The organism is Devosia sp. Leaf64 (assembly GCF_001421945.1).
In the GTDB taxonomy this organism is placed as follows: domain Bacteria; phylum Pseudomonadota; class Alphaproteobacteria; order Rhizobiales; family Devosiaceae; genus Devosia.
This window is the reverse complement of sequence record NZ_LMLO01000019.1, coordinates 273,856-294,307: the sequence shown is the minus strand read 5'-3', so window position 1 is coordinate 294,307 and position 20,452 is coordinate 273,856. Positions and strand designations below refer to the sequence as shown.

The following is a 20,452-nucleotide window of genomic DNA, read 5'->3' as shown; positions in this document are numbered from 1 at the left end:
AGTCCGGTGATGGGGGACGCGCTCCCCTCAACTCACAATCGTAATCTTCTCCGCCGCCCGCGTGATCCCCGTATAGAGCCACCGCGCCCGCTCTTCGCGGAACACGAAGCTCTCATCGAACAGATAGACATTGTCCCATTGGCTGCCCTGCGCCTTGTGGACGGTCAGGCAATAGCCAAAGGTGAATTCGTCGAATTGCCGTCTTTCGGTCCAGGCCATGCTTTCTTCTTCGCCTGAGAAGAAGGCCTTGTGCGTCAGCACCTTCGCCTCGCCCTTGCCCTCATCATCGGCGAGCATCAGGCTCCATTTGCCGTTCGAGCGCCGGGTCACATCGGTCGCGATCCAGATCTGCCCATTGAGCAGCTTTTTGCGCGGATTGTTTCTGAGGCACACCATACGGTCGCCCACCACCGGCTCATGAAAGGGCAGTCCCTTCAATTCGCGCAGCCGATCATTATAGGTCAGGCGCGTCTTGTTGCGCCCCACCAGCACCTGGTCCGCCTCGAGCACCGCATCGCGATCGACCTTATCGCGCCCGACGACAATGCTCTCGCCATAGCGGCCATGCTCTAAAAACCCGCCTTCGCGCACCGCCATCGAGAGCTGGATGATCGGATTGTCGGCCGCCTGCCGGTGAATTTCGGTCAGCATGACATCGGGCTCTTCAGCCGTGAAAAAGCCCGCCCCCTGCACCGGCGGCAATTGGAACGGGTCGCCAAGCACCAAAATCTTCGTGCCAAAGCTGAGGAGATCAGCGCCGAGCTGCTCATCGACCATCGAGACTTCGTCGATGACGATCAGGTCCGCATCCGCCGCCGGGCTTTCGGGGTCGAGCACGAAGCGCGGCTCACCCTCTTTTTCGCTGACGAGCGTATAGATCAGCGAGTGGATGGTCTGCGCGCCCTTGCAGCCACGCTTGCGCATGACGAGCGCCGCCTTGCCGGTAAAGGCCGCATATTTGACCGAGCGGATATCCTGCGCCAGATGCACGGCCAGCGTCGATTTGCCGGTCCCGGCCCAGCCAAACAGCCGAAACACCTGCGGACCGTTTTTGTCCTTGAGCCATTTGGATACCGCAACGAGCGCGGCATCCTGCTGTCCGGACCAGATATGCGCCATCAGCCGATCACCGTCCGCACCGTGCCAACGCCTGCAATCGCGCCCTCGATCCTGTCGCCCCGCACCACCGGGCCGACCCCGGCCGGCGTGCCGGTCATGATCAGGTCGCCCGCCCGCAGCGTCACGAATTGGCTGAGATAAGCGATGGTTTCGGGCACGCTCCAGATCTGGTCGCCGAGATCGCCGCGCTGGCGTTCTTCGCCATTGACCGAAAGCGTGATCGCCCCGCTCGTCGGGTGCCCGATGGCCTCGGCCGGTTCGATCGTTCCGATCGGCGCCGATTGATCGAACCCCTTGGCCATTTCCCACGGCCGCCCGGCCTTTTTTGCCACCGCTTGCAGATCGCGCCGCGTCATATCAAGCCCGCAGGCATAGCCATAGACGTGATCCAGCGCGTCGCCTGCCGCGATATCCGCCCCATCCTTACCAATGGCGACGACCAGCTCGACTTCGTGGTGAAAGTCCGAAGTCTGCGGCGGATAGTCGATTCCCGCGCCACCAACGACGACGGCATCGGCGGGCTTGGCAAAGAAGAATGGCGGGTCTTTTACATCATTGCCCATTTCCTTGATGTGCTCGGCATAATTGCGCCCGACGCAATAGACGCGCCGCACGGCAAAGAGCCCGCCACGCGCGATAGGGATGGAAACCGGGGCATGCGGCTCGAATAGAAAATCAGCCACGCTTGAAATCCTCTGCATAGGGTCCGATGAGGTCGAGATCGACCGGGCTCAGGCGATCCTGCGCCGTAAACGATTGGTGCCAATAGGGATAAAGCAAATTCGGCCGGCTGACATCGTCCAGCCGCTTGCGTTCCGCATCGCTCAGTTTGAAATCGGCCGCCAAAAGATTATCGCGAAACTGCTCTTCGTTGCGCCCGCCGATCACCACCGAGGTCACGCCGGGCCGCCCGATCAGCCAGGCCAGCGCCACCTGCGCGCCCGATACGCCGCGCTCTTCGGCAATGGCAACGACGACGTCGATGACATCGTAGAGCTTGTCCCAGTCATAGACCGGCGGCTCGCGGAAGCCGCCGACATGCCGCCCGCTTTCCGGCCCACCATTGCGGCGATATTTTCCTGAAAGCAGCCCGCCGGCCAGCGGCGACCAGACGAGGATACCGAGCCCCTGATCCTGCGAAATCGGCACCAGCTCATATTCGGCATCGCGCGAATGGAGCGAATAGTGGATCTGCTGGGACACGAACCGCTCGCCGTGCCGAACCCCTGCCGCCATCAGCGCCTTCATGATATGCCAGCCCGAATAATTCGAGCAGCCGATATAGCGGACATGGCCATGGCGCACGAGCGTATCGAGCGCCTCCATCGTCTCCTCGATCGGCGTCCGCCCATCCCATTCATGCACCTGGTAGAGATCGATCACATCGGTCTTGAGCCGCTTCAAGCTCGCCTTGCACTCGGCAATGATATGGTGCCGCGACAGCCCGATATCATTGGGCCCATCGCCCATCTTGAACCGCACCTTGGTCGCGATCAAAGCCTTTTGCCGGCGCCCATTCTCGCTCAGCACCTCGCCCAAGATCTCTTCGGACACCCCGGCATTATAGACATTGGCCGTGTCATAGAGATTGATCCCGGCATCGAGACAGAGATCGACCTGCCGCGCCGCCGCCGATTTATCGGTATTGCCGATCTTCTCGCTGCCTCCAAAGGTCATGGTACCCATGGTCAGGGTCGAGACCTTCAGCCCCGATCGTCCGAGATAGCGATACTCCATCGGCCATTCCTCCTTTGTTCTTCTCCCCAAGGGCTAAAGACTTGCGGGAGTCGGGTCAATCTTGCTCTTGGAAATTCCCATGGCGCCCGTCCCCGCAACCCGCTAAGCAGCGCCAGCAATCGGGGATCACCATGGCTCACGCAGAACACGTCCTTGCCACCTGCCATTGCGGATCGGTCTCGATCTGCCTTCCCAAGGCGCCAGCCGAAATCACCCATTGCAATTGCAGCCTCTGCCGCCGCTACGGCGTCCTCTGGACTTATTACGCCATCGCCGATGTCACCATCACGTCAGAAAAGCGCACCGACACCTATGCCTGGAATGGCAAGAACGTCGATTTCCACCGCTGCTCCGGCTGCGGCTGCGTGACCCATTGGTATCCGCGCAAAGCGAGCCGCGAGAGCCTCGGCATCAACGCGCGCCTCCTCGATTCAGAAATCCTCGCAGCCGTCCAGATCCGCTATAAGGACGATGCGGGCACCGGCCTCTTCATCTAACGATTTTCCTCCGAAAGCCCGATCGTGCGGCCCAATTCCGTTCTCTTCCCCGTGCTGCTGATCGCCCTCGGCATGATCGTCACCCAGACCGGCGCCAGCTTTGCCAAAATGCTGTTTCCGCTCGTCGGCGCGGCCGGGGCCACCACGCTCCGCCTCACCATCGGCGCCGGGGTGCTCATCGCCGTCTTCCGCCCCTGGCGTTATCGCCTCACGCGAGCGCAGTGGCGCGCCGTGCTGCTCTATGGCGCCGTCATGGGCACCATGAACCTCACCTTCTATGCCGCGCTCGAACACATTCCCCTCGGCATTGCCGTCGCGCTTGAATTCACCGGTCCCCTCGCCGTCGCTCTCTTCGGCGCCCGCCGCCCGCTCGATTTCCTCTGGATCGTCCTCGCTTTGTCTGGCTTCGCGCTTCTTCTGCCCTGGACTGGCTTTGCCGGCGATATCTCGCCCGTCGGCGTCGCCCTCGCCCTTTGCGCTGGGGCCTGCTGGGCCGGATATATCATTTTCGGCCAGCGCGCCGGCACCGGTGGCGGCCCCCACATCGCCGCGCTCGGCGTCGCGACGGCCGCGCTCATCGCCCTCCCATTCGGCATCGCGACGGCCGGAACTGCGCTGATCGATCCCGCCATTCTCCCGCTCGGCATTGCCGTTGCCCTCCTCTCGAGCGCCATCCCCTATGCCCTCGACATGGTCGCCCTGCCGCTGATCCCCGCCCGTCTCTTCGGCATTCTGATGAGCGGCCAACCGGCCATGGCGGCCCTCTCCGGCCTCGTCATTCTGGGCGAAACCCTGACGCTCCTGCAGATCCTTGGCATGGCCGCCATCATCCTCGCCTCGATCGGCGCCACCGCCACCATCGCGAAACCGGCACCGATCGCACACTAAGGCTGGATTTTTCCTGTTCCATCAGCATAGTGCCTGCCCATGAGTGTGTCGGGAGCGAGGTCCATCATGCTATACGCAATTCTCTGCTATAACGACGAAAACGCCGTCTCGACCTGGACCAAGGAAGAAGACGATGCCTGCATGGCGCGCCTCGGCGAAGTCCAGGATGGCCTGCGCTCCGTCGGCAAGCTCGGCCCCGTCGTGCGCCTCCAAAACACCACGGAAGCCAAGACCCTGCGCAAGGCCAATGGCGAGCATGTCGTCTTTGACGGCCCCTTCGCCGAAACCAAGGAACAGTTCCTCGGCTTTTACGTCGCCGACGTCGACACCATCGATGAAGCCGTCGATTTCGCCAAAAAGCTCTCGGTCGCCAATCCCGGCCCCGGCGCTTATGAAATCCGCCCGCTCCGCATCTATTTGCCAAGCGCCCTGCCGGACACAGTCGCAGTTTGACCAAGGCCCGAGGCAGTATCTGCTTAACCGCGTTGGGCATTTGGCAACGCGGATTTTACGCTTCTCGCCTATAGTGCTGCTCGGAAAACTGTCAGACAGCCGAGCCGCATGTATCAGCCACTCAAATCCGATGCTGTTGCGCCTGCCCCCGCCGGGCTTCCGCGCCGTCCGATTGGGCAGCGCCCGCTGCGTATCGAGCCGCTTGTGCAGCCAAAGCCGCCTCAGGCGGTCCTCGCGAACATCACCCCGATCGTTATTCTCGGCTGGGTTCGTCGCTTCTGGCTCATCGCGCTGGTGCTCGCCGTTCTCGGCGCCATAGCGGGCTATGCCGCGGGCACGATCATTCCGCCGCGCTACACCAGCTATTCCGATATTTTGCTTGATCCCAACGATCTCCAGCTCGTTGCCGACGATCTCTATTCCCGCGCCGCTCAGGGCGATGCGCAATTGATCGACGTCGAAAGCAAGATGCGCATTCTCTCTTCGATTAGCGTTCTCGGCCGCGTCGTCGACGAACTCAACCTCGCCGAAAATCCCGATTTCGCCGATCCCGCCGATGCGAACCAGGCCGGCTCCGATAATCGCCTTGCCGCCATTCGCTCTCTCTCCGATCGCGTCCGCGTCAGCCGCGAAGAACGCTCTTACGTGGTGACGGCATCTGTCTGGGCCCGCACCCCGGCCCTTTCGGCAGCCATCACCAATTCTCTCGTCAACGCCTTCCTCGTCGAATTGGCCGATGCCGATTCCGAGGGCGCGCGCAACGCCTCCGATGCCCTCAACCTGCGCCTCACCGAACTGCGCAACGATGCCGCCGCCGCCGAATCCGCCGTCGTCGATTATCGCCGCGCCAATAACCTTCCCATGTCGAGCGATGGCCAGCTCAGCACGCAAAGCGCCGTCCAGATCAACACCCAGGTCGATACGGCGCGCGAAACGCTCATCGCCGCCGAAGCGCGCTATGCCGCCCTCAATTCCGGCACGGCCAGCGCCGACGCGCAGGAAACCGAGACCCTCGCCCAGCTCCGCCGCGAATATGCCATCGCCAAACAAAAGGCCGATGCGCTCGCCGCCACCATGGGCCCGCGCCATCCCAATCTTGCAACCGCCCGCGCCGAACAGACCGCGCTCCAGGGCGAGATCGATGCCGAAGTGGCTCGCACCGTCGAAACCGCCCGCACCGATCTCCAGCGCGCCCGCGATGTCTTCGACCAGCTCAGCAATGCTGCGGGGACGCAGATGGGCAATGTCTTTACCGACGAGCAGGCCCAACTCGAACTGCGGCAGCTCGAGCGCACCGCCGCCTCGAGCGTCGCCATTTATGAAGCCTATCTCACCCGCGCCCAGCAGGTTGCCGAACGCAGCCAGCTCAACACCTCAAAAGTGCGCGTCATTTCTCCCGCTGTCGAACCCATCGCCCGCAGCTATCCGCCCCGCAGCATGGTCCTCGCCGCCGGCGGCTTCTTCGGCGGCCTCATCCTCGGCCTAGCACTCGCCGCCGCCCTCGGCCTCCTCACCACTCTCATGCCCCAACGCCCGCGCCGCGCGCAAAAGGCCAGGGTCAAAACCGCCTAAAGCGGTTCAGCATCACACTCCGGCTGTCACCCCGGCGAAAGCCGGGGCCCATCCTCAGATCTCAAGCTCGATCCCCGCCTTATCCGGCGACAATCCAATCCGAACTCATTTTGGATCAGCCAAGCTCACCACAACCACCGCCCTTCCCTCGGGCTCGACCCGAGGGCCGTGTGGGAGCCACAACATTTCGGCATGAGCAAGTGACCCTCGGGTCAAGCCCGCGGGAAAGACAGAGGTTGGGGCATGCCCGCCTCCCAAAACGTCATCCCGCTTCAGCGAAAATCCTCGCCCGGATGAACGCCACTACTTCGAATGAAAAATAATCTGCCAGAGCGCGGCGGGATTGGTCTTGATATAGCGCCCCAAAAGCCGCCTTGGCTCGAGAATGGCGCGATAAGCCCATTCCATGCCGATATCCTGCATCCACTTCGGCGCCCGGCTATTCTTGCCCGAAAGAAAATCGAACAGCCCGCCCGAGGTCTTGATCACCCCGACCCCGCGTAGCGCCTCGATATTGCGCGCAACGAATTCCTGCTCCTTGGGCACGCCAAGGCCGATCCAGAGAATGTCCGGCTTGGTGGCCACGATCTCGGCGATCACCGCCGCTTCCTGATCCCGGCTGAAATAGCCGTCACGCGCCCCGGCAAAGATCAGGTTGGGATAGCGCCAGCGCATATTCGACACCGACCGCCGATTGACCTCCGGCGTCGCGCCCAGAAAATAAAAGCTGACGCCCGCCTTCTGCGCGAGCCGGGCGACGGCATGGATGAGATCGGTGGTGGCGACGCGCTCGGTGATTTCGTCGCTCGCCACATAGCCCGAAAGCTTGACCATCGGCATGCCGTCGGCATGCACCTGATCGGCCTCGGTCACCAGCGCGCGAAACGCCTCGTCTTCGGAAGCGAGCGCGATCACCTGCCCATTGGCGGACGTCGAATAGAAGGGACGCACATCCTGGCCACGGGCCCAGAGCGCCGTGCGCACGAGCATGCGCGCGGACTCTTCCATGCCGAGAACCGACACGGGAAGTCCGCCGATGACGGTGGTTGGTTCTTCGATGACCAAGCCGTCTTTCGTGGGCTCGAAAGGCTTCATGGGCTTACCTTCAAACTACGTCACATCAGCAGTGCCATGGGGGGCAGGAGGTGTAAAACGCAGACTAGGCGAAGCATTAATGGCCGTTTGGAACGATAGATCGCATTTTAACGAGCTGCCGGCCCGTCAAGACGATGAGTAATGTCCTGCCAAAGCGTAGCGATTTCCGCCTCTGCAGACAAGGTGCTGTGAGCACTCGATTTTGCAGCGATTACCGCCTCGGCAATGGCGGGAATGTCGGCTGCGAACGGCACGAGATGGATGTGTCCCTCGGCTATTAACCTAAGGAACAGACGATGATGGGCCAGCGCCTCATCATGCTCGGGCGCATTGACGACAACGGGCTTGCCCGAAAGCGCCGCGGCCAGCACGCTGCCGCGCCGCGCCGTCAGCCCCTCGGCAAAAATATAGCAGAACACGTCGACCGCTTCGAATATGCCGGCCAGTTCATCGTCCCCCGCGACAAACCCCGTGACAATGACCCGATCGCGCAATCCCAGCGCCTCGACGCGCGCAAAAAACTGCGCCTCGACATCGTCCATTCCCTTGATGAACGAGCCGGCAAAGACGACGCCCATATCGTGGCCCTCGGCCAAGAGGCGCGCCGCAACATCGAGCACGAGCCCAGACTGCTTCTTGGGATAGATCGAGCCGAACTGCCCAAGGATCATCCGCCCCGCCGCCCGCATCTCTTGTAGGCGCGCGCTATGGACCGTCGGCCACGGCACCACTTCGGGCGCGATATTGGGCGGAATGGGAATGACCACCCGCTCCCGCGTCACGAGCCCCGAAAGCCGCGTTCCCGCAAACTCCGCGGCAATCTCGGGCGCCGAAAACACCAGCCGGTTCGAGAGGAGCACCACCGGCATCAAGACCATCCGCCGCTTCCAGTCGAGCGCCAACCACTCATGCAGCACGCTCACCACGTCCCGGCCCATCACCCGCGCCAAAAGCGCCGTCAGCCCCGGCGCCAGAAGCTTCTTCTTCCAGGCAACGATCGGAAAATTGAAAACCACCGCATCGCTCGCGGCAATGGCCCGGTGCAAGCCGGAAAGCCCCGCCCCCAGAACAGCGGTGTCTCCCCTGCCGCCCAGCGCCTTAGCCAAAAGCCGCGAAAACGCCTCGACCCCACACGTCTCCGCCGCCGCTGAAATCAGAACGAGGTATTTTGGGCGCACGTCTATCTCGATTCCGAGGCTCTGGCCGGGTAACGCTACCTTAGCCTCGCCCCGTTAACGTCGGCTTGCCCCATCCGGCAGGAGAAACCATGACCGCCTCGATCTCGCTGATCACACCCAGCTATTCCGGGGATTTTGCGAGCTGTCAGCTGCTCTGCGCCTCCATTGATCGTCACGTCACTGGCTTTGACCGGCATTATCTCGTCGTCGGCGACGAAGATGCTTCGCTCTTTGCGCCACTTGCCGGCCCGCGCCGCCAAGTCGTGCCCCACAGCGCGCTCCTGCCGCGCTTTGTCTCCGTCGGGCGCTGGCGCGGTCGTCGCTATTGGTGGCGCCCCGAAATCGGCCTCCCAGTCTATGGCTGGCACCTGCAGCAATTGCGCAAGCTCGCCATGACCCTGCACCAGAGCCAGTCGCGTGTCATGTGCATAGATTCCGACAATTGCTTCGTGCGTCCCGTCGACTTCAGCGCCCTCGCCCACGCCGAGAAGACCCCGCTTTTTTGGGCGCCAAACGACATCGACGAAACCAAGCCCGCCCATCTCTCCTGGCTACAAACCGCCCACGCCGTCCTCGGCCTCTCCCCGCCCACACTTCCCGGCCCCGACTATATCGGCCAGATGATCACCTGGGAGCGCGAGAGCGTTGCCACCATTCTTGCCCGCATCGAAGCGACCACCGGCGCAAAGTGGTGGGCCAGCCTCTGCCGCCGCCGCCAATTCTCCGAATATCTGCTTTATGGCGTCGCCACTGCCCATGATCCGGCCCTCGCTGCCCGCCACGCGCTCACCAAAAAAAGCCTCTGCCGCACCCATTGGGACAGCACCCCGCTCACCCGCGAGGATCTCGGCGCCTTCATCGCCGGCATGACCGAGGATCAGGTGGCCATCGCCATCCAGTCCCATTCGGGCACGCCGATCGAGCTTATCCGCGCGGCGGCCTTGGCTTAGCCCCGGCCTTATAGGGCTGCGGCAAAAATCCAAGGCTCGCCACCACCCGCCCGACCGAAACCAGCAGCGGATGGCTGGCGCTGACGACCGATCCACCCTTGAGCAGCAGACCAAGACTCCGCCCCACCCCAAACATCAGGCTCACCCCATTCTTCGCCCAGGCCGCCGGCGCCGACAAATGCGTCCGGTCGACGACATAGTTGATACTGCCCGTCCGGATCGAGCGCTGCATCAGGAATTTTGCGGTCACCCGCTCCGCCGCGACGAATTCATGCACCACCGCCTCTGCGCACCACCAGGTGGTAAAGCCAGCCTGCTTGCAGCGGGTGAAAAAATCCATGTCCCCGCCGCCGAGGAAATTATAGCGCACATCGAAGGGCGGCTTCGGCATCGCCTCGAACACATGCCGCCCGATCAGGCAGTTGCCCGAGCCATGGATTTGATCGAGCGCCCGCGTCTCCCCCTCGATCGAGACGAACAACTGATGCTGCGCAAGACTTTCCGGCACCGGCACATCGAATTGCCGGATCACCGGGCCCCCGACGATATCCGCCTTTTCGCGAAGCGCGGTGTCGACCATGGCCTGCAGCCACCCGGGCAACGCCATTTCATCATCGTCGATCATCAAAAAATGCCGCGCCTCTGGAAATTCGCTTAGCGCCGTCCCAAAGGCCCGATTGATCGCATGGCAATTGCCCTGCGCGCTCTCGACCACGACCCGCGTCTCGATCCCGGCATCGGCAAACATCGCCCGCGTCCGCGACGCCCCTTCCTGGCCCCCGGCATCATTGTCGACGACCACCACCGCAAAGCCAAAATCGGTCTTTTGCGCCAGGACTGAGCCAATCGTCCGCGCCAGCCAATCGGGTCGGCGAAAAGTCGGAATGCAGACGACAGCCTCGATCGCGCGGCTCATGAATGCGCTCCTGCAAACCGCGGCCCACGCGGCTCAAGCTGCGGCGCCGCACCCACCAGTCCTGCGGTCGCCTGCAGCCGCAAGCCAAACACCGCAATCAGCAGCGTGAACCACAGCGGCCCGCTATTCTCAAAGATCGGGCTTTCAAGGCAGCTAGTCAAAAGTCCGAACAGCCAGATCCGCAGATAGAGCCGCGTCAGGTCCGGATCGGTCCCTCGCGCCAGCGCCACCGAAGCCTGCCGGCAGGGCAGGATGACGATCCAGATAAGAATGAGGATCAGCAGCGGCCATCCCCCATTGATCAGTTGATCCACATAGCCATTATGCGCATTGGCCGCCGTCACCGCCCAGGTCGAGGCCGAGTGATTGCCGTAAAACAGCGCATCGGTCTGCCAGAACGATTGAAACCCGTAGCCCGTCAAGGGCCGATCAGCCACCGCCGACAGCGCCAACTGCCAGATCGAGGTGCGATCGGTAAAACTCGCATCGATCCCCAGTCCCGAAACGAAGGCGGCGACCGGCGGCGACACCGCAACCGTTAGGATGATGGCATTGAACACAATGAGCGTCCCGACCACCAGCACCAGCCGCATAGGTCCCGCACGTTCGAAAATCCAGGTCGCGACCAGAACGGCGGGCAACATCGCCGCCGCCGTCTTGCCCCCGGAATTGAGCACGAAAACCCCCGCGAGGACGACCAGCACCAGCCCGATCCAGAACCGCTGCATCTTCATCAGGTAAAACCCGAAGAACACGGCAAAGGCCATGGCCGCCGCCGCGGTATTCTTGTGCCCAAAATGCCCGCGCCAGTCGCCCGCCAGCGCCTGTTCGGATAGATCCGTCGCCTGGTGAATGGCCCGCGCCGGCAAGACGATGACGCCTAAATAAGAAAGCCCCACCGCCAAGAACAGACAGATCCCGACGAGCCGGGCGAACTGGTTGGTGTCCCGCGGCAAGAGCAGCACCGCGCTGGCGCAGATGCAGACAAGCAGCGAATAGACCGAGCGCCGGATGGCGCTATCGGGCGAGTCGGCGAATGGAATGGTCAGAGCAATCCACAAAAAGATCGCCGCCAGCGGCCAATAGGCCCTGAGCACCAGCTCCCGGCTCGGATGCAGCGCCAGCATGGTCATGACCAGCATCGACATGGCCAGCACAATCAGCTGGTTCAAGGCGTTGGACGTATCGCCATAGGCGGCGAGCGTGCCGGCTTTTGGGTCGGACAAAGGACTGATACCGATCCAGAAATAGCAAAAGACCGCCACGAAAAGCATCGCGGCGAACCAGCCACCCTGGGGATTATAATTGTGCAGTTCCTCGTCGGACACTGTCTTATTCTTCCCGTCCGGGCCGCATTTTCTTTGGCCAATCTGCCAGAAAAGTCTGCATAATTGGTTCAGCCAAAGCGCAATTGGCTGATAGAGCGTTAACGCTAAAACCCGCCACTTGGTGAGATTACTGGCTCTAGCGCGCATAATGGCAGGAAGCCGCAGCCCTTGCGGCATTTTTCCGTGAAGGATCGAGCATGCAGAGACGGGATTTTGTCTTGGGTGCCCTTGGCGCCAGTGCCCTGTCCTATCTGGCGCCGACCCTGGCCGCCATGGCGGCCGGCGGCGAGCCCATCCCCTATGGCACCTGCATCCGCACCGATCCGCTCTTTGGTGATCCCGCCTATCAGAAGGCCGTGCTCGATTATTGCCAGGTCGTGGTGAGTGAAGGCAATCTCAAATGGGGCGACCTGCGGCCAGATCGCCATACCTTCAACTTCGAACAGGCCGACCAGCTCATGGCTTTTGCCGAAGAGCATGGGCTTGAAATGCGGGGCCATACCCTGGCCTGGTATGGTGCCATGCCCGATTGGACCAATGAGATCGCGAGCGCCGATGAAGCGCGCCTCGAACTGACCAGCCATATCCGCAGCGTCGTTGGCCGGTACAAGGGTCGGATCAAGAGCTGGGACGTTGTCAACGAACCCCTCGCCGATCACCCCAAGCCCGGCGATCTCATCCGCGAATCCGTCTGGCAGAAATATCTCGGCGCCGATTATATCGAGCTTGCCTTGCGCACCGCCGCCGAAACCGATTCCGAAGCCCAGCTCGTCATCAACGATTATGATATCGAACAGGCCACCGATCGCGGCCGGGCCCGCCGCAAGGCCCTACTCGATCTGCTGCGCGATCTCCTCGATCGCGGCGTTCCCCTTCATGCTGTGGGCATTCAGGGACACCTGCATGGCGCCGTCCCGATCGACTCGTCTGGGCTCACCAGTTTCGTCGCTGAGGTCAAGGCCATGGGCCTTGCCATCCTCGTCACCGAGCTCGACGTTATCGACAACGAATTGCCCGCCGATATCGCCGAGCGCGACGCAGCCGTCGCCGAATGCGCCCGACAATTTCTTGCCGCCATCGGCGCCGCCGCGCGACCCGAACGCGTTCTCACCTGGGGCATCACCGATCAGCACACCTGGGTGCCGATCTGGTTCAGCCGCGGCGATGGCCTGCCCAACCGGCCGCTGCCGCTCGATGCCGATTTCAAGCCCAAGCCACTCATGGACGTCATCCAAGAGTTTACCCATAGCTTTTCCTGATGGTCCGCCAGGTCTCGACATATCTGGTCGCCAATATCGTCACGGCGATCCTGGGCTTTGCTTCGGTGATGATCTTCACCCGGCTCCTGGGCCCGCACGATTATGGCGTCTATATCCTGGGCTTTAGCCTGGCCTCGATGCTTTCGGCCTTTCTCTTTAACTGGATAAAGTCCTCCGTCGTGCCCTTCACGGCCGGGCATGAGGAAACCGATCTCCGCCTCACCGCCGGGCTCGCCCTTTTGTGCATGACCCCGCTTATTCCGGTGCTCTACTTTGCCATTGCTGCCTTGGCGCCCGGCTATGCGGAAAGTCTCCTTCCTGCCATTCTTCTTGCCTTCGGTATCGGGCTCTTCGAATTCTATCTCGAGACCTATCGCGCCAGGCAAAAGACCCGGCTTTACCTCGTCTCGACCATCGTCCGCGCCGTTTTCGCGCTCATTCTCTCGCTGCTTCTCGTCAATGTCTTTGGCCTTGGCGGCACCGGTCTCGTCACGAGCGTGGCGCTGTCCTACGGGCTGACGAGCCTGCTCTTTGCCGCCACCATCTGGCGGGGCCCGTTAAAACCCTTCGAGCCAAAACTCCTCTGCGCCCTGCTGGTCTTTGGTCTGCCGATGACCGTCTCGAGCACGGTCTTCGTCCTTCAGACCATGCTCGATCGCTTCGTGCTGGCCGGCGCCATGGGTGAGCACGCCGCAGGGCTTTATGGCGCCTCGGCCGACCTCGTGCGCCAGATCATGCTCTTTCCCGGCGTTGCCATCGGCACCGCCGTCGTGCCCATTGCCGTCCATTTTCTGGCGCGTGACGATCATAACGGGCTCGATCAGCACCTGGTGGAAAGCACCGAAATGCTGCTCGCCATTCTGGCACCCGCCGCCGCGGGCCTCGCCATCGTCGCCGGCAAGCTGGCTTTCGTCGTGCTCGGCGAAGAGTTTCGGATCGAGGCCACGAGCCTGATCCCCATTCTCGCCCTCGCCTGGCTCTTCCGCTCCGTGACCTACCAGATTCTCCATGTCAGTTTTCAGGTCAAACGCAAGCCCGGCCTCATGCTGGCCCAGGGCGTCGTCACCTTGGCGCTCAATGCCGCCGCCCTTTTCATCCTCGTGCCGCGCTTCGGCCTTGCCGGCGCCGCCTGGGCCCTGGTGCTGTCTGAAGCACTGGGCATGATCATCGGCTATGTCCTGACGCGCTGGTCCTACCGATTACCTCTCGCGCCGCCCTCGCTCCTCAGGGTTGGCTTGGCAACCCTGATCATGGCCCTCCCCGCTTTCTGGCTCGACCGGGTCATGCCGGGCTATGGCGCGCTCGATATCGCCCTGCCCATCCTTGCCGGCGTCCTCGCCTACGGGCTGGCCGCCTATGGGCTCGATATTGCCGGCATCCGCACACGTCTCAAAACGCTTGCCGCCTCGCCCAAGCCGACCCCTGCCGTTCGATAAAACTTTACCTTGTCTGCCAAAGCTCTTTAAACCTTGGCCCAAGATATGACCGCCCGTCGCCAAGTTCTGCCGCAGTCAAAGGCGCAAGATCAGACCTAATTAATAGGTTGAACCCCTAGATCAACGCCAAGACAAGCCCAAATGGGCACGATGCCGGAAGCAGAAGCCTCCGGCGGGACGGCGTAACCGGAAGCGAGCGCAAACATGCTCCCTCTCCATGCGCTGCTCCCGAAATGGGGTGCGCGACAATGAACGTACGGGTACAGAACGCTATGGACCTGCCTTTGGCAGTTGATCTCGACGGCACGCTGATCCAGGCGGATTTGCTGTGGGAGAGTCTGTTTCAGCTTCTCAAGAAAAACCCGCTTTTCGTCTTCCTCGTGCCGATCTGGGCGCTGAGCGGCAAGGCGCGGCTCAAGGCCGAGATCGCCCGGCGCATCGACTTCGATGCCAGCCTCCTCCCCTATCGCCAGGATTTCCTCGCTTTTCTGACGACGCAAAAGGCCCTCGGTCGCGATCTCATCCTCGTCACCGCCGCCGCCGCGCCTTTCGCGCGCGCCGTCGCCGATCACCTGGGCATCTTCTCGGCCGTCTACAGTTCCGACAACACGGTCAATCTCGCCGCCCACAACAAGGCAAAACTCCTCACCGATACCTTTGGCGAGAAGGGCTTTGACTATGCCGGCAACGATCGGGCCGATATCGAAGTCTTCGATGCTGCGCGAAACGCCATCGTCGTCGCCCCCGACGTAGCCGCCCATCGCTATCAGCAGCGCACCGGCGCCCAGCGCTTCGATGCCCCCAAGTCGAGCCTGAAAACCTATGCCAAGATGCTGCGCTGCCATCAATGGCTCAAGAACGCCCTGGTCTTTGCGCCGGCCGTCTTGTCCCACGAGGTCACCAATGCCGCGGTGATGTTCGAGTCACTCCTGGCCTTCTTCGCTTTCTGCGCGGCGGCCTCGGCAATCTACATCCTCAACGACATCATCGACCTGCCGCTCGATCGCCAGCACGCCACCAAGCGCAATCGGCCGTTTGCTAATGGCACCTTCTCCATTCCCTTCGGCCTCACCGTTTCCGGCGGCCTCATGGTGTTGGCTGCAGCAATCTGTTTCACGCTGCCCCCGCTCTTTGCGCTCGTCATCGCGCTCTATGCAGTCACCACCACCGCCTATTCCTTCGCTATCAAGCGCATGCTGCTGGTCGATGTGCTGTGCCTTGCCGGCCTCTACACCCTTCGGATCATTGGCGGCAAGGCGGCGGCCAACCTGCCCTTGTCCTTCTGGCTCATCGCCTTTTCGATGTTCTTCTTCCTCTCCCTGGCGCTCGTAAAGCGCTATGTGGAACTCCAGACGTCCAAGGTCTCCGAGCGCGATCGGATCGCCGGGCGCGGCTATCGGCCGGAGGATATTTTCATCGTCGGCCAGGCCGGCATCGCCTCCGCCTTCACCGCCGCCCTCGTTCTCGCGCTTTATATCCAAAGCCAGGATGTCATCGGCTTTTACACCTCCCCCTGGCTGATCTGGCCGCTCGTGCCGATCGTCCTCTACATCACCATCCGCATCTGGATCCTCGCCTATCGCCGCGAAATGCACGACGACCCCGTCGTCTTCATCGCCACCGATTGGCGCAGCCAGCTTTTCGTCGCCATCGGCGTCGGCTTCATGCTGATCGGGAGCGTCTTTTGATGAGCTTTGACAGCTTTGGCCGGCTCGACCGCCGAACCCGCACCGCCATTCCGCCCGAAACCGCCATCCTTGCCATGCGCGCCGGGACCACGACGACGAGTTTTCTCGCCTTCGGCAACGGCAAATCCTATGGCGATACCTGCCACAATGACGGCGGCGCGCTTGTCCCCATGCGCGGCCGCCACGCCATTCTCGATTTCGATCCCGAAACCGGTCTTCTCACTGCCGAAGCCGGCGCGACGCTCGAAGAGCTGATCGCACACGTGGCGCCGCACGGCTATTTCTTGCCCGTCACCCCCGGCACCCGCTTCGTCACCCTCGGCGGCGCCATCGCCAATGATGTCCACGGCAAGAACCACCATCGCCGCGGCTCGTTCGGCTGCCACGTCACCGGCTTCGAACTCCTCCGCTCCGACGGCACGGTCCACGCTTGTTCGCCGGACGAAAACCCCGAGCTCTTCGCTGCCACGATCGGCGGCATGGGCCTCACCGGCATCATCCTCACCGCCTCGATCCGCCTGATGCGCGGCGGCTCGCTCGACATCGCCGAAACCATCACGCCTTTTTCTTCGCTCGACGCCTATTTCGACATGGCCGAAGCCGCCGACGCCGAAAACGAATATGCCGTCGCCTGGGTCGATCAGCTCGCCACCGGCAAGAACACCGGCCGCGGCGTCCTCTTGACCGGCAACCACGCCGACAACGGCAATTTCGCCGTCTCCGCCCGCGCGACGAAGCTCACCGTCCCATTTGAAATGCCGTTCTCCATGCTCAATGGCCTCAGCCTCCGCGGCTTCAACACCGCCTACTTCCACGCCAAGGTGCGCAAGTCGGGCACCCATCTCAGCCCATATGGCAGCTTCTTTTACCCCCTCGACGCGGTCGGAAACTGGAACCGCCTCTATGGCCCAAAGGGCCTTTACCAGCACCAGAGCATCATCCCCTTCGCCGCCGCGCGCAAAACCATCCCGGCCCTCCTTGCCGCGAGCCGCGACGCTGGCGAGGCCTCGTTCCTCACGGTCCTCAAACGCTTCGGCGCGGTGCCCTCCCCCGGCCTCCTCTCCTTCCCGCGGCCCGGCTACACGCTGACCATGGATTTTTCCAATCGCGGCGCCTCGACCCGAGCCCTCCTCGATCGCCTCGACGCCATGACCACCGCCGCCGGCGGCCGCGTCAATCCTTACAAGGATCAGCACATGAGCGCTGAAACCTTTGCCGCCGGCTTCCCCGATTGGGAAAAGCTCGAGCACCTGCGCGATCCAAAATTCAATTCCAATTTCTGGCGACGCACCGCGCTTGCCCTTTCCCATCCCATGCCGGCGCTGGCCGCCGAATAGAGGACAATAATGGCTTACCTCCCCTTCATCCTCTTCACCGTCTTCACCAATGCGGCCGCCCAGCTCATGCTGAAAGCGGGCATGACCTCCATGGGCTCGATCAGCTTCACCGCCGATACCGCGATCCTTCGCATCTTCCAGATCGTCTTCAACCCTTGGGTTTTCGCGGGGCTGACGACCTTCGTCATCTCAATGGCCTCGCACCTTTATGTGCTCTCCAAGGTCGATATTTCCTTCGCCTATCCCTTTTTGAGCCTGGCCTATGTGGCCGTCGCCATCTTCGCCTGGCTCGTCTTCAAGGAAGACCTCGGCGCCCTCAAGATCGCGGGCATCGCGCTCATTTGCCTCGGCACCGTGCTCATCGCCCAGGGCGGCACGAAGCACACCGAAACCACCACCGTCGCCAGCCTCGAACGGGCCGGCACCTAAAACCCATCGACACCATCCATTCAAAGACATTCAGAGCGGGACACAGAATGCGACACATCATTTTCGGCGGCGATGGCTTTGTCGGCCGGCACCTGGCCCCACGCCTTCTCAACGACGGTCACGAGGTCATCGTCGCCGACATCGTCAAATCCGATCTGCCGCACTATCGCGAAGCCCAGTTCGTCAAAACGGACGTCACGAGCGAAGTTTCGATCCGCCAGCTCGGCATCAAGCCCGATGACATGGTCTATAACCTCTCGGCGAAAATGCTCTCGCCGATCCAGACCCGCGCCAAGCGGCACGATTTCTTCTTTCCGGTGAATTTTTACGGCACCGAAAACATCATCCGCGCCATGGATGCGGCCGGCGCCAACCGCCTCGTCCATTTCACGACGGACATGGTCTATGGCCACACCTTCACCTGGCCGCAAAAAGAGGACCACCCCTGCGCCCCCCTGGGCGAATATGGCCTCTCGAAATACAAGACCGAGCTCCTGGCCGCCGATTGGCGCCAGCGCGGCATGAACATTTCCCTCTTCCGCCCGCGCCTCATCATCGGCCCCGGCCGCCTCGGCATTCTCGCCAAGCTTTTCAAGCTGATCGACATGAACCTGCCGGTCCCGATGATCGGCTCAGGCAAAAACCCCTACCAGTTCATTTCGGTTTTCGATTGCGCCTCCGCCGCCCACGCTGCCTATACGGCGGGCGTCCCGAACGAGGTCTATAATCTCGGCTCGCTCAACCCGCCCACCACGCGCCAACTGCTCACCAAGCTGATCAAGCATGCCGGCTCGCGTTCGCTGCTGGTCCCCACGCCCGGCTGGGCCGTCAAGCGCACGCTCGATTTCCTCGATCTCTTGAACATGCCGATCATGGACCCCGAGCAATATCTGATCGCCGACGAGATGTGCATTCTCGATGTCTCGAAGGGCGAGCGCGAACTCAACTGGGTCCCGCAATATCGCGACGAAGACATGCTCATCGCCGCCTATACCGAGTACCGCAAGAAACTGGCCGGCAATGAGCCCGCCGCCGTCACCCAATCCAAGGCCGCGTGAGGAAAACCCCGGTGTCCAGTGTCATGAACCTGCCTCTCCCCGAAACCAAGACGGTCAAGCCCAAGCTCCTCAGCGTCGAAGACGCCAAGGCGCTCGACATCAAGACCATCAACGATCTCTTTGCCCAGCACATGAACCCCGGCCAGCTTCATTTCATGAAGCTGCTGGGCTTTCACAAGATCAAGATCGAGCGCGCCGAGGGCATGTATTATTACGACCAGACCGGCCGTAAAATCCTCGACTTCTTCGGCGGCTTCGGCTCCCTCGCCTTCGGCCACAATCACCCGCGTATCCTTGAAGCGCGCAAGAAATTCGCCGAAGAAAAGCGCCAGGAAATCGCCATCGCCTTCCTCTCGCAATATGCCACAGCGCTCGCGAGCAATATCGCAGCCTGCTCCCCCGGCGATCTCGACATGGTCTTCCTTGGCTCCTCGGGCTCCGAAGCCATGGAAGCAGCCATCAAGGTCGCCGAACGCGCCGCCGGCCCCGCGCGCCCCAAAATCGTCTATGCGGAAAATTCCTTCCACGGCAAAACCAAGGGTGTGCTCTCGATCACCGATGGCGCCCTTTATCGCGGCCAGTTCAAGCTGACCGACAACACCGTCCGCGTCCCCTTCGGCGATATCGACGCCATCGAAGCCGCCTTCAAGTCTGATCCCACCATCGGCACGATCGTCCTCGAAACCGTGCAGGGCGGCGGCGGCATCATCACGGCAAGCCAAGAATTCTGGACCAAGCTCCGCGCCCTTTGCGACAAATATGGCGTCCTCTGGGTCGCCGACGAAGTGCAGTGCGGTTTCGGCCGTACCGGCAAATTCTACGCCTTCGAACACTATGGCGTCGTCCCCGACGTCACTGCCCTCGCCAAATCCCTCGGCGGCGGCAAGGCGGCGGTTGGCGCCATGATCGCCAAGCGCGACGTCTATATGAAAGCCTATGGCACCAATAAAACCGCCATGATCCACGCCATGGCGACCTTTGGCGGCATCGGCGAAGCCTCGATCACGTCCATCGAAGCAATCAACCTGCTCTATGATGAGGGCCTCATCGACAATTCAGCCGAGGTTGGAGATTACCTTCTCGAAAAGCTCCGCGGCCTCCAGGCCAAATACCCGACGCTCCTCAAGGACGTCCGCGGTCGCGGCCTCATGGTGGGCCTCGAATTCCACGACTTCTCGCAGACCCTGCCGCTCGTCCTCCGCCCGGTCGTCGCCGCGCTCGACGATAAGCTCAAGGGCTCGCTCCCCGGCTTCATTGGCAGCCACCTCCTCCGCGATCACGGCGTCTTGGTGGCCTTCACCGAATACAACCGCAACGTCATTCGCTTGGAACCCCCGCTGATCTGCACCCGCGAAAACGTCGACGAATTCATCACCGCGCTGGAAGACGTCCTATCCCGCGGCGTCGTCAAAATCGTCACCGACTTCGTCAGAGCCCAGGTCGGCTGATCCCTCACAAAATGTCACCCCGGCGAAAGCCGGGGTGACAACGGAATCATTTGAGTTTCACAAC

19 protein-coding genes are annotated in these 20,452 nt (G+C 62.0%); 12 read left to right on the top strand and 7 right to left on the bottom strand.

Translation table 11 applies throughout. The annotated features are described in order from the left end of the window. Positions 1–27: 27 nt before the first annotated feature. The 3 genes from ASE94_RS12645 to ASE94_RS12635 are packed head-to-tail and all read right to left on the bottom strand — an operon-like array spanning position 28 to position 2,856. Positions 28–1,119 (bottom strand): AAA family ATPase, encoded by a 1,092-nt coding sequence (locus ASE94_RS12645; RefSeq protein ID WP_061908262.1) that lies wholly within the window; start codon positions 1,117–1,119, stop codon positions 28–30. Further along, positions 1,119–1,802, bottom strand: coding sequence for a fumarylacetoacetate hydrolase family protein (locus ASE94_RS12640; RefSeq protein WP_244484036.1), 684 nt, complete (start codon positions 1,800–1,802; stop codon positions 1,119–1,121). Before ASE94_RS12640 ends, ASE94_RS12645 begins: the two co-directional genes overlap by 1 nt. Beyond that, positions 1,795–2,856 carry an aldo/keto reductase gene (locus tag ASE94_RS12635; RefSeq protein ID WP_062630682.1) on the bottom strand — a complete coding sequence of 354 codons (1,062 nt, stop codon included), beginning with the start codon at positions 2,854–2,856 and terminating at the stop codon, positions 1,795–1,797. Before ASE94_RS12635 ends, ASE94_RS12640 begins: the two co-directional genes overlap by 8 nt. Before the next feature lie 131 nt (positions 2,857–2,987). Between ASE94_RS12635 and ASE94_RS12630 the strand changes: the two genes are divergently transcribed. The 4 genes from ASE94_RS12630 to ASE94_RS12615 all read left to right on the top strand — a co-directional run bounded on the left by ASE94_RS12630 (position 2,988) and on the right by ASE94_RS12615 (position 6,266). Next, the gene (locus ASE94_RS12630; protein ID WP_062630681.1) at positions 2,988–3,353 is read left to right on the top strand and encodes a GFA family protein; all 366 of its coding nucleotides are present in this window, start codon (positions 2,988–2,990) and stop codon (positions 3,351–3,353) included. Between the two features lie 24 nt (positions 3,354–3,377). Then, positions 3,378–4,241, top strand: a complete 864-nt coding sequence (locus ASE94_RS12625) for an EamA family transporter (RefSeq protein WP_244484035.1) — start codon at positions 3,378–3,380, stop codon at positions 4,239–4,241. 66 nt (positions 4,242–4,307) lie between these two features. Continuing rightward, complete coding sequence (locus tag ASE94_RS12620) at positions 4,308–4,694, top strand: YciI family protein (protein ID WP_062630679.1); 387 nt, start codon at positions 4,308–4,310, stop codon at positions 4,692–4,694. Positions 4,695–4,802: 108 nt separating this feature from the next. Then, a complete protein-coding gene (locus ASE94_RS12615; RefSeq protein ID WP_062630678.1) occupies positions 4,803–6,266 on the top strand; it encodes a GumC family protein in 1,464 nt (487 codons plus the stop codon). A gap of 303 nt (positions 6,267–6,569) precedes the next feature. Here the strand turns inward: ASE94_RS12615 and ASE94_RS12610 are convergent, their stop codons facing one another. Together ASE94_RS12610 and ASE94_RS12605 are read right to left on the bottom strand one after the other, a co-directional pair. Continuing rightward, positions 6,570–7,361: a WecB/TagA/CpsF family glycosyltransferase gene (locus tag ASE94_RS12610; RefSeq protein WP_062630677.1), complete on the bottom strand. Its 792-nt coding sequence runs from the start codon at positions 7,359–7,361 to the stop codon at positions 6,570–6,572. A gap of 107 nt (positions 7,362–7,468) precedes the next feature. Continuing rightward, positions 7,469–8,539, bottom strand: coding sequence for a glycosyltransferase (locus ASE94_RS12605; RefSeq protein ID WP_156352132.1), 1,071 nt, complete (start codon positions 8,537–8,539; stop codon positions 7,469–7,471). Positions 8,540–8,628: 89 nt separating this feature from the next. Between ASE94_RS12605 and ASE94_RS12600 the strand changes: the two genes are divergently transcribed. After that, complete coding sequence (locus ASE94_RS12600; RefSeq protein ID WP_062630675.1) at positions 8,629–9,489, top strand: DUF6492 family protein; 861 nt, start codon at positions 8,629–8,631, stop codon at positions 9,487–9,489. Here the strand turns inward: ASE94_RS12600 and ASE94_RS12595 are convergent. Together ASE94_RS12595 and ASE94_RS12590 are read right to left on the bottom strand one after the other, a co-directional pair. After that, entirely contained in the window at positions 9,464–10,405 is a 942-nt protein-coding gene (locus tag ASE94_RS12595) for a glycosyltransferase (RefSeq protein ID WP_062630674.1), read from the bottom strand. The two genes, ASE94_RS12600 and ASE94_RS12595, sit on opposite strands and share 26 nt — an antisense overlap. Continuing rightward, complete coding sequence (locus tag ASE94_RS12590; RefSeq protein WP_244484034.1) at positions 10,402–11,733, bottom strand: O-antigen ligase; 1,332 nt, start codon at positions 11,731–11,733, stop codon at positions 10,402–10,404. Before ASE94_RS12590 ends, ASE94_RS12595 begins: the two co-directional genes overlap by 4 nt. Positions 11,734–11,930: 197 nt before the next feature. On the opposite strand from ASE94_RS12590, the gene ASE94_RS12585 reads away from it, so the two are divergent. The 7 genes from ASE94_RS12585 (at position 11,931) to ASE94_RS12555 (ending at position 20,388) form a co-directional block, all read left to right on the top strand. After that, entirely contained in the window at positions 11,931–12,992 is a 1,062-nt protein-coding gene (locus ASE94_RS12585) for an endo-1,4-beta-xylanase (protein ID WP_062630673.1), read from the top strand. Next, entirely contained in the window at positions 12,992–14,428 is a 1,437-nt protein-coding gene (locus tag ASE94_RS12580; RefSeq protein WP_062630672.1) for an oligosaccharide flippase family protein, read from the top strand. The genes ASE94_RS12585 and ASE94_RS12580 overlap by 1 nt, the downstream gene beginning before the upstream one ends. A 248-nt stretch (positions 14,429–14,676) precedes the next feature. Beyond that, positions 14,677–16,116: a UbiA family prenyltransferase gene (locus ASE94_RS12575; RefSeq protein ID WP_062630671.1), complete on the top strand. Its 1,440-nt coding sequence runs from the start codon at positions 14,677–14,679 to the stop codon at positions 16,114–16,116. Beyond that, positions 16,116–17,453 (top strand): FAD-binding oxidoreductase, encoded by a 1,338-nt coding sequence (locus tag ASE94_RS12570; RefSeq protein WP_062630670.1) that lies wholly within the window; start codon positions 16,116–16,118, stop codon positions 17,451–17,453. The genes ASE94_RS12575 and ASE94_RS12570 overlap by 1 nt, the downstream gene beginning before the upstream one ends. A gap of 9 nt (positions 17,454–17,462) precedes the next feature. Next, a complete protein-coding gene (locus tag ASE94_RS12565; RefSeq protein ID WP_062630669.1) occupies positions 17,463–17,882 on the top strand; it encodes a transporter in 420 nt (139 codons plus the stop codon). 47 nt (positions 17,883–17,929) lie between these two features. Next, the gene (locus tag ASE94_RS12560) at positions 17,930–18,940 is read left to right on the top strand and encodes an NAD(P)-dependent oxidoreductase (RefSeq protein WP_062630668.1); all 1,011 of its coding nucleotides are present in this window, start codon (positions 17,930–17,932) and stop codon (positions 18,938–18,940) included. Positions 18,941–18,963: 23 nt separating this feature from the next. Continuing rightward, on the top strand, positions 18,964–20,388 hold the full coding sequence (locus ASE94_RS12555) for an aspartate aminotransferase family protein (protein ID WP_062630667.1): 1,425 nt from the start codon (positions 18,964–18,966) through the stop codon (positions 20,386–20,388). The last annotated feature ends 64 nt before the right edge of the window (positions 20,389–20,452 follow it).

Excerpts from the sequence above, each read along its gene's own strand:
- ASE94_RS12555 (WP_062630667.1), top strand. The coding sequence starts at position 18,964 with ATGAACCTGCCTCTCCCCGAAACCAAGACGGTCAAGCCCAAGCTCCTC.
- ASE94_RS12580 (WP_062630672.1), top strand. The coding sequence starts at position 12,992 with ATGGTCCGCCAGGTCTCGACATATCTGGTCGCCAATATCGTCACGGCG.
- ASE94_RS12565 (WP_062630669.1), top strand. The coding sequence starts at position 17,463 with ATGGCTTACCTCCCCTTCATCCTCTTCACCGTCTTCACCAATGCGGCC.
- ASE94_RS12615 (WP_062630678.1), top strand. The coding sequence starts at position 4,803 with ATGTATCAGCCACTCAAATCCGATGCTGTTGCGCCTGCCCCCGCCGGG.
- ASE94_RS12620 (WP_062630679.1), top strand. The coding sequence starts at position 4,308 with ATGCTATACGCAATTCTCTGCTATAACGACGAAAACGCCGTCTCGACC.
- ASE94_RS12585 (WP_062630673.1), top strand. The coding sequence starts at position 11,931 with ATGCAGAGACGGGATTTTGTCTTGGGTGCCCTTGGCGCCAGTGCCCTG.
- ASE94_RS12645 (WP_061908262.1), bottom strand. The coding sequence starts at position 1,119 with ATGGCGCATATCTGGTCCGGACAGCAGGATGCCGCGCTCGTTGCGGTA.
- ASE94_RS12635 (WP_062630682.1), bottom strand. The coding sequence starts at position 2,856 with ATGGAGTATCGCTATCTCGGACGATCGGGGCTGAAGGTCTCGACCCTG.
- ASE94_RS12560 (WP_062630668.1), top strand. The coding sequence starts at position 17,930 with ATGCGACACATCATTTTCGGCGGCGATGGCTTTGTCGGCCGGCACCTG.
- ASE94_RS12610 (WP_062630677.1), bottom strand. The coding sequence starts at position 7,361 with ATGAAGCCTTTCGAGCCCACGAAAGACGGCTTGGTCATCGAAGAACCA.
- ASE94_RS12575 (WP_062630671.1), top strand. The coding sequence starts at position 14,677 with ATGAACGTACGGGTACAGAACGCTATGGACCTGCCTTTGGCAGTTGAT.
- ASE94_RS12600 (WP_062630675.1), top strand. The coding sequence starts at position 8,629 with ATGACCGCCTCGATCTCGCTGATCACACCCAGCTATTCCGGGGATTTT.
- ASE94_RS12630 (WP_062630681.1), top strand. The coding sequence starts at position 2,988 with ATGGCTCACGCAGAACACGTCCTTGCCACCTGCCATTGCGGATCGGTC.
- ASE94_RS12570 (WP_062630670.1), top strand. The coding sequence starts at position 16,116 with ATGAGCTTTGACAGCTTTGGCCGGCTCGACCGCCGAACCCGCACCGCC.
- ASE94_RS12595 (WP_062630674.1), bottom strand. The coding sequence starts at position 10,405 with ATGAGCCGCGCGATCGAGGCTGTCGTCTGCATTCCGACTTTTCGCCGA.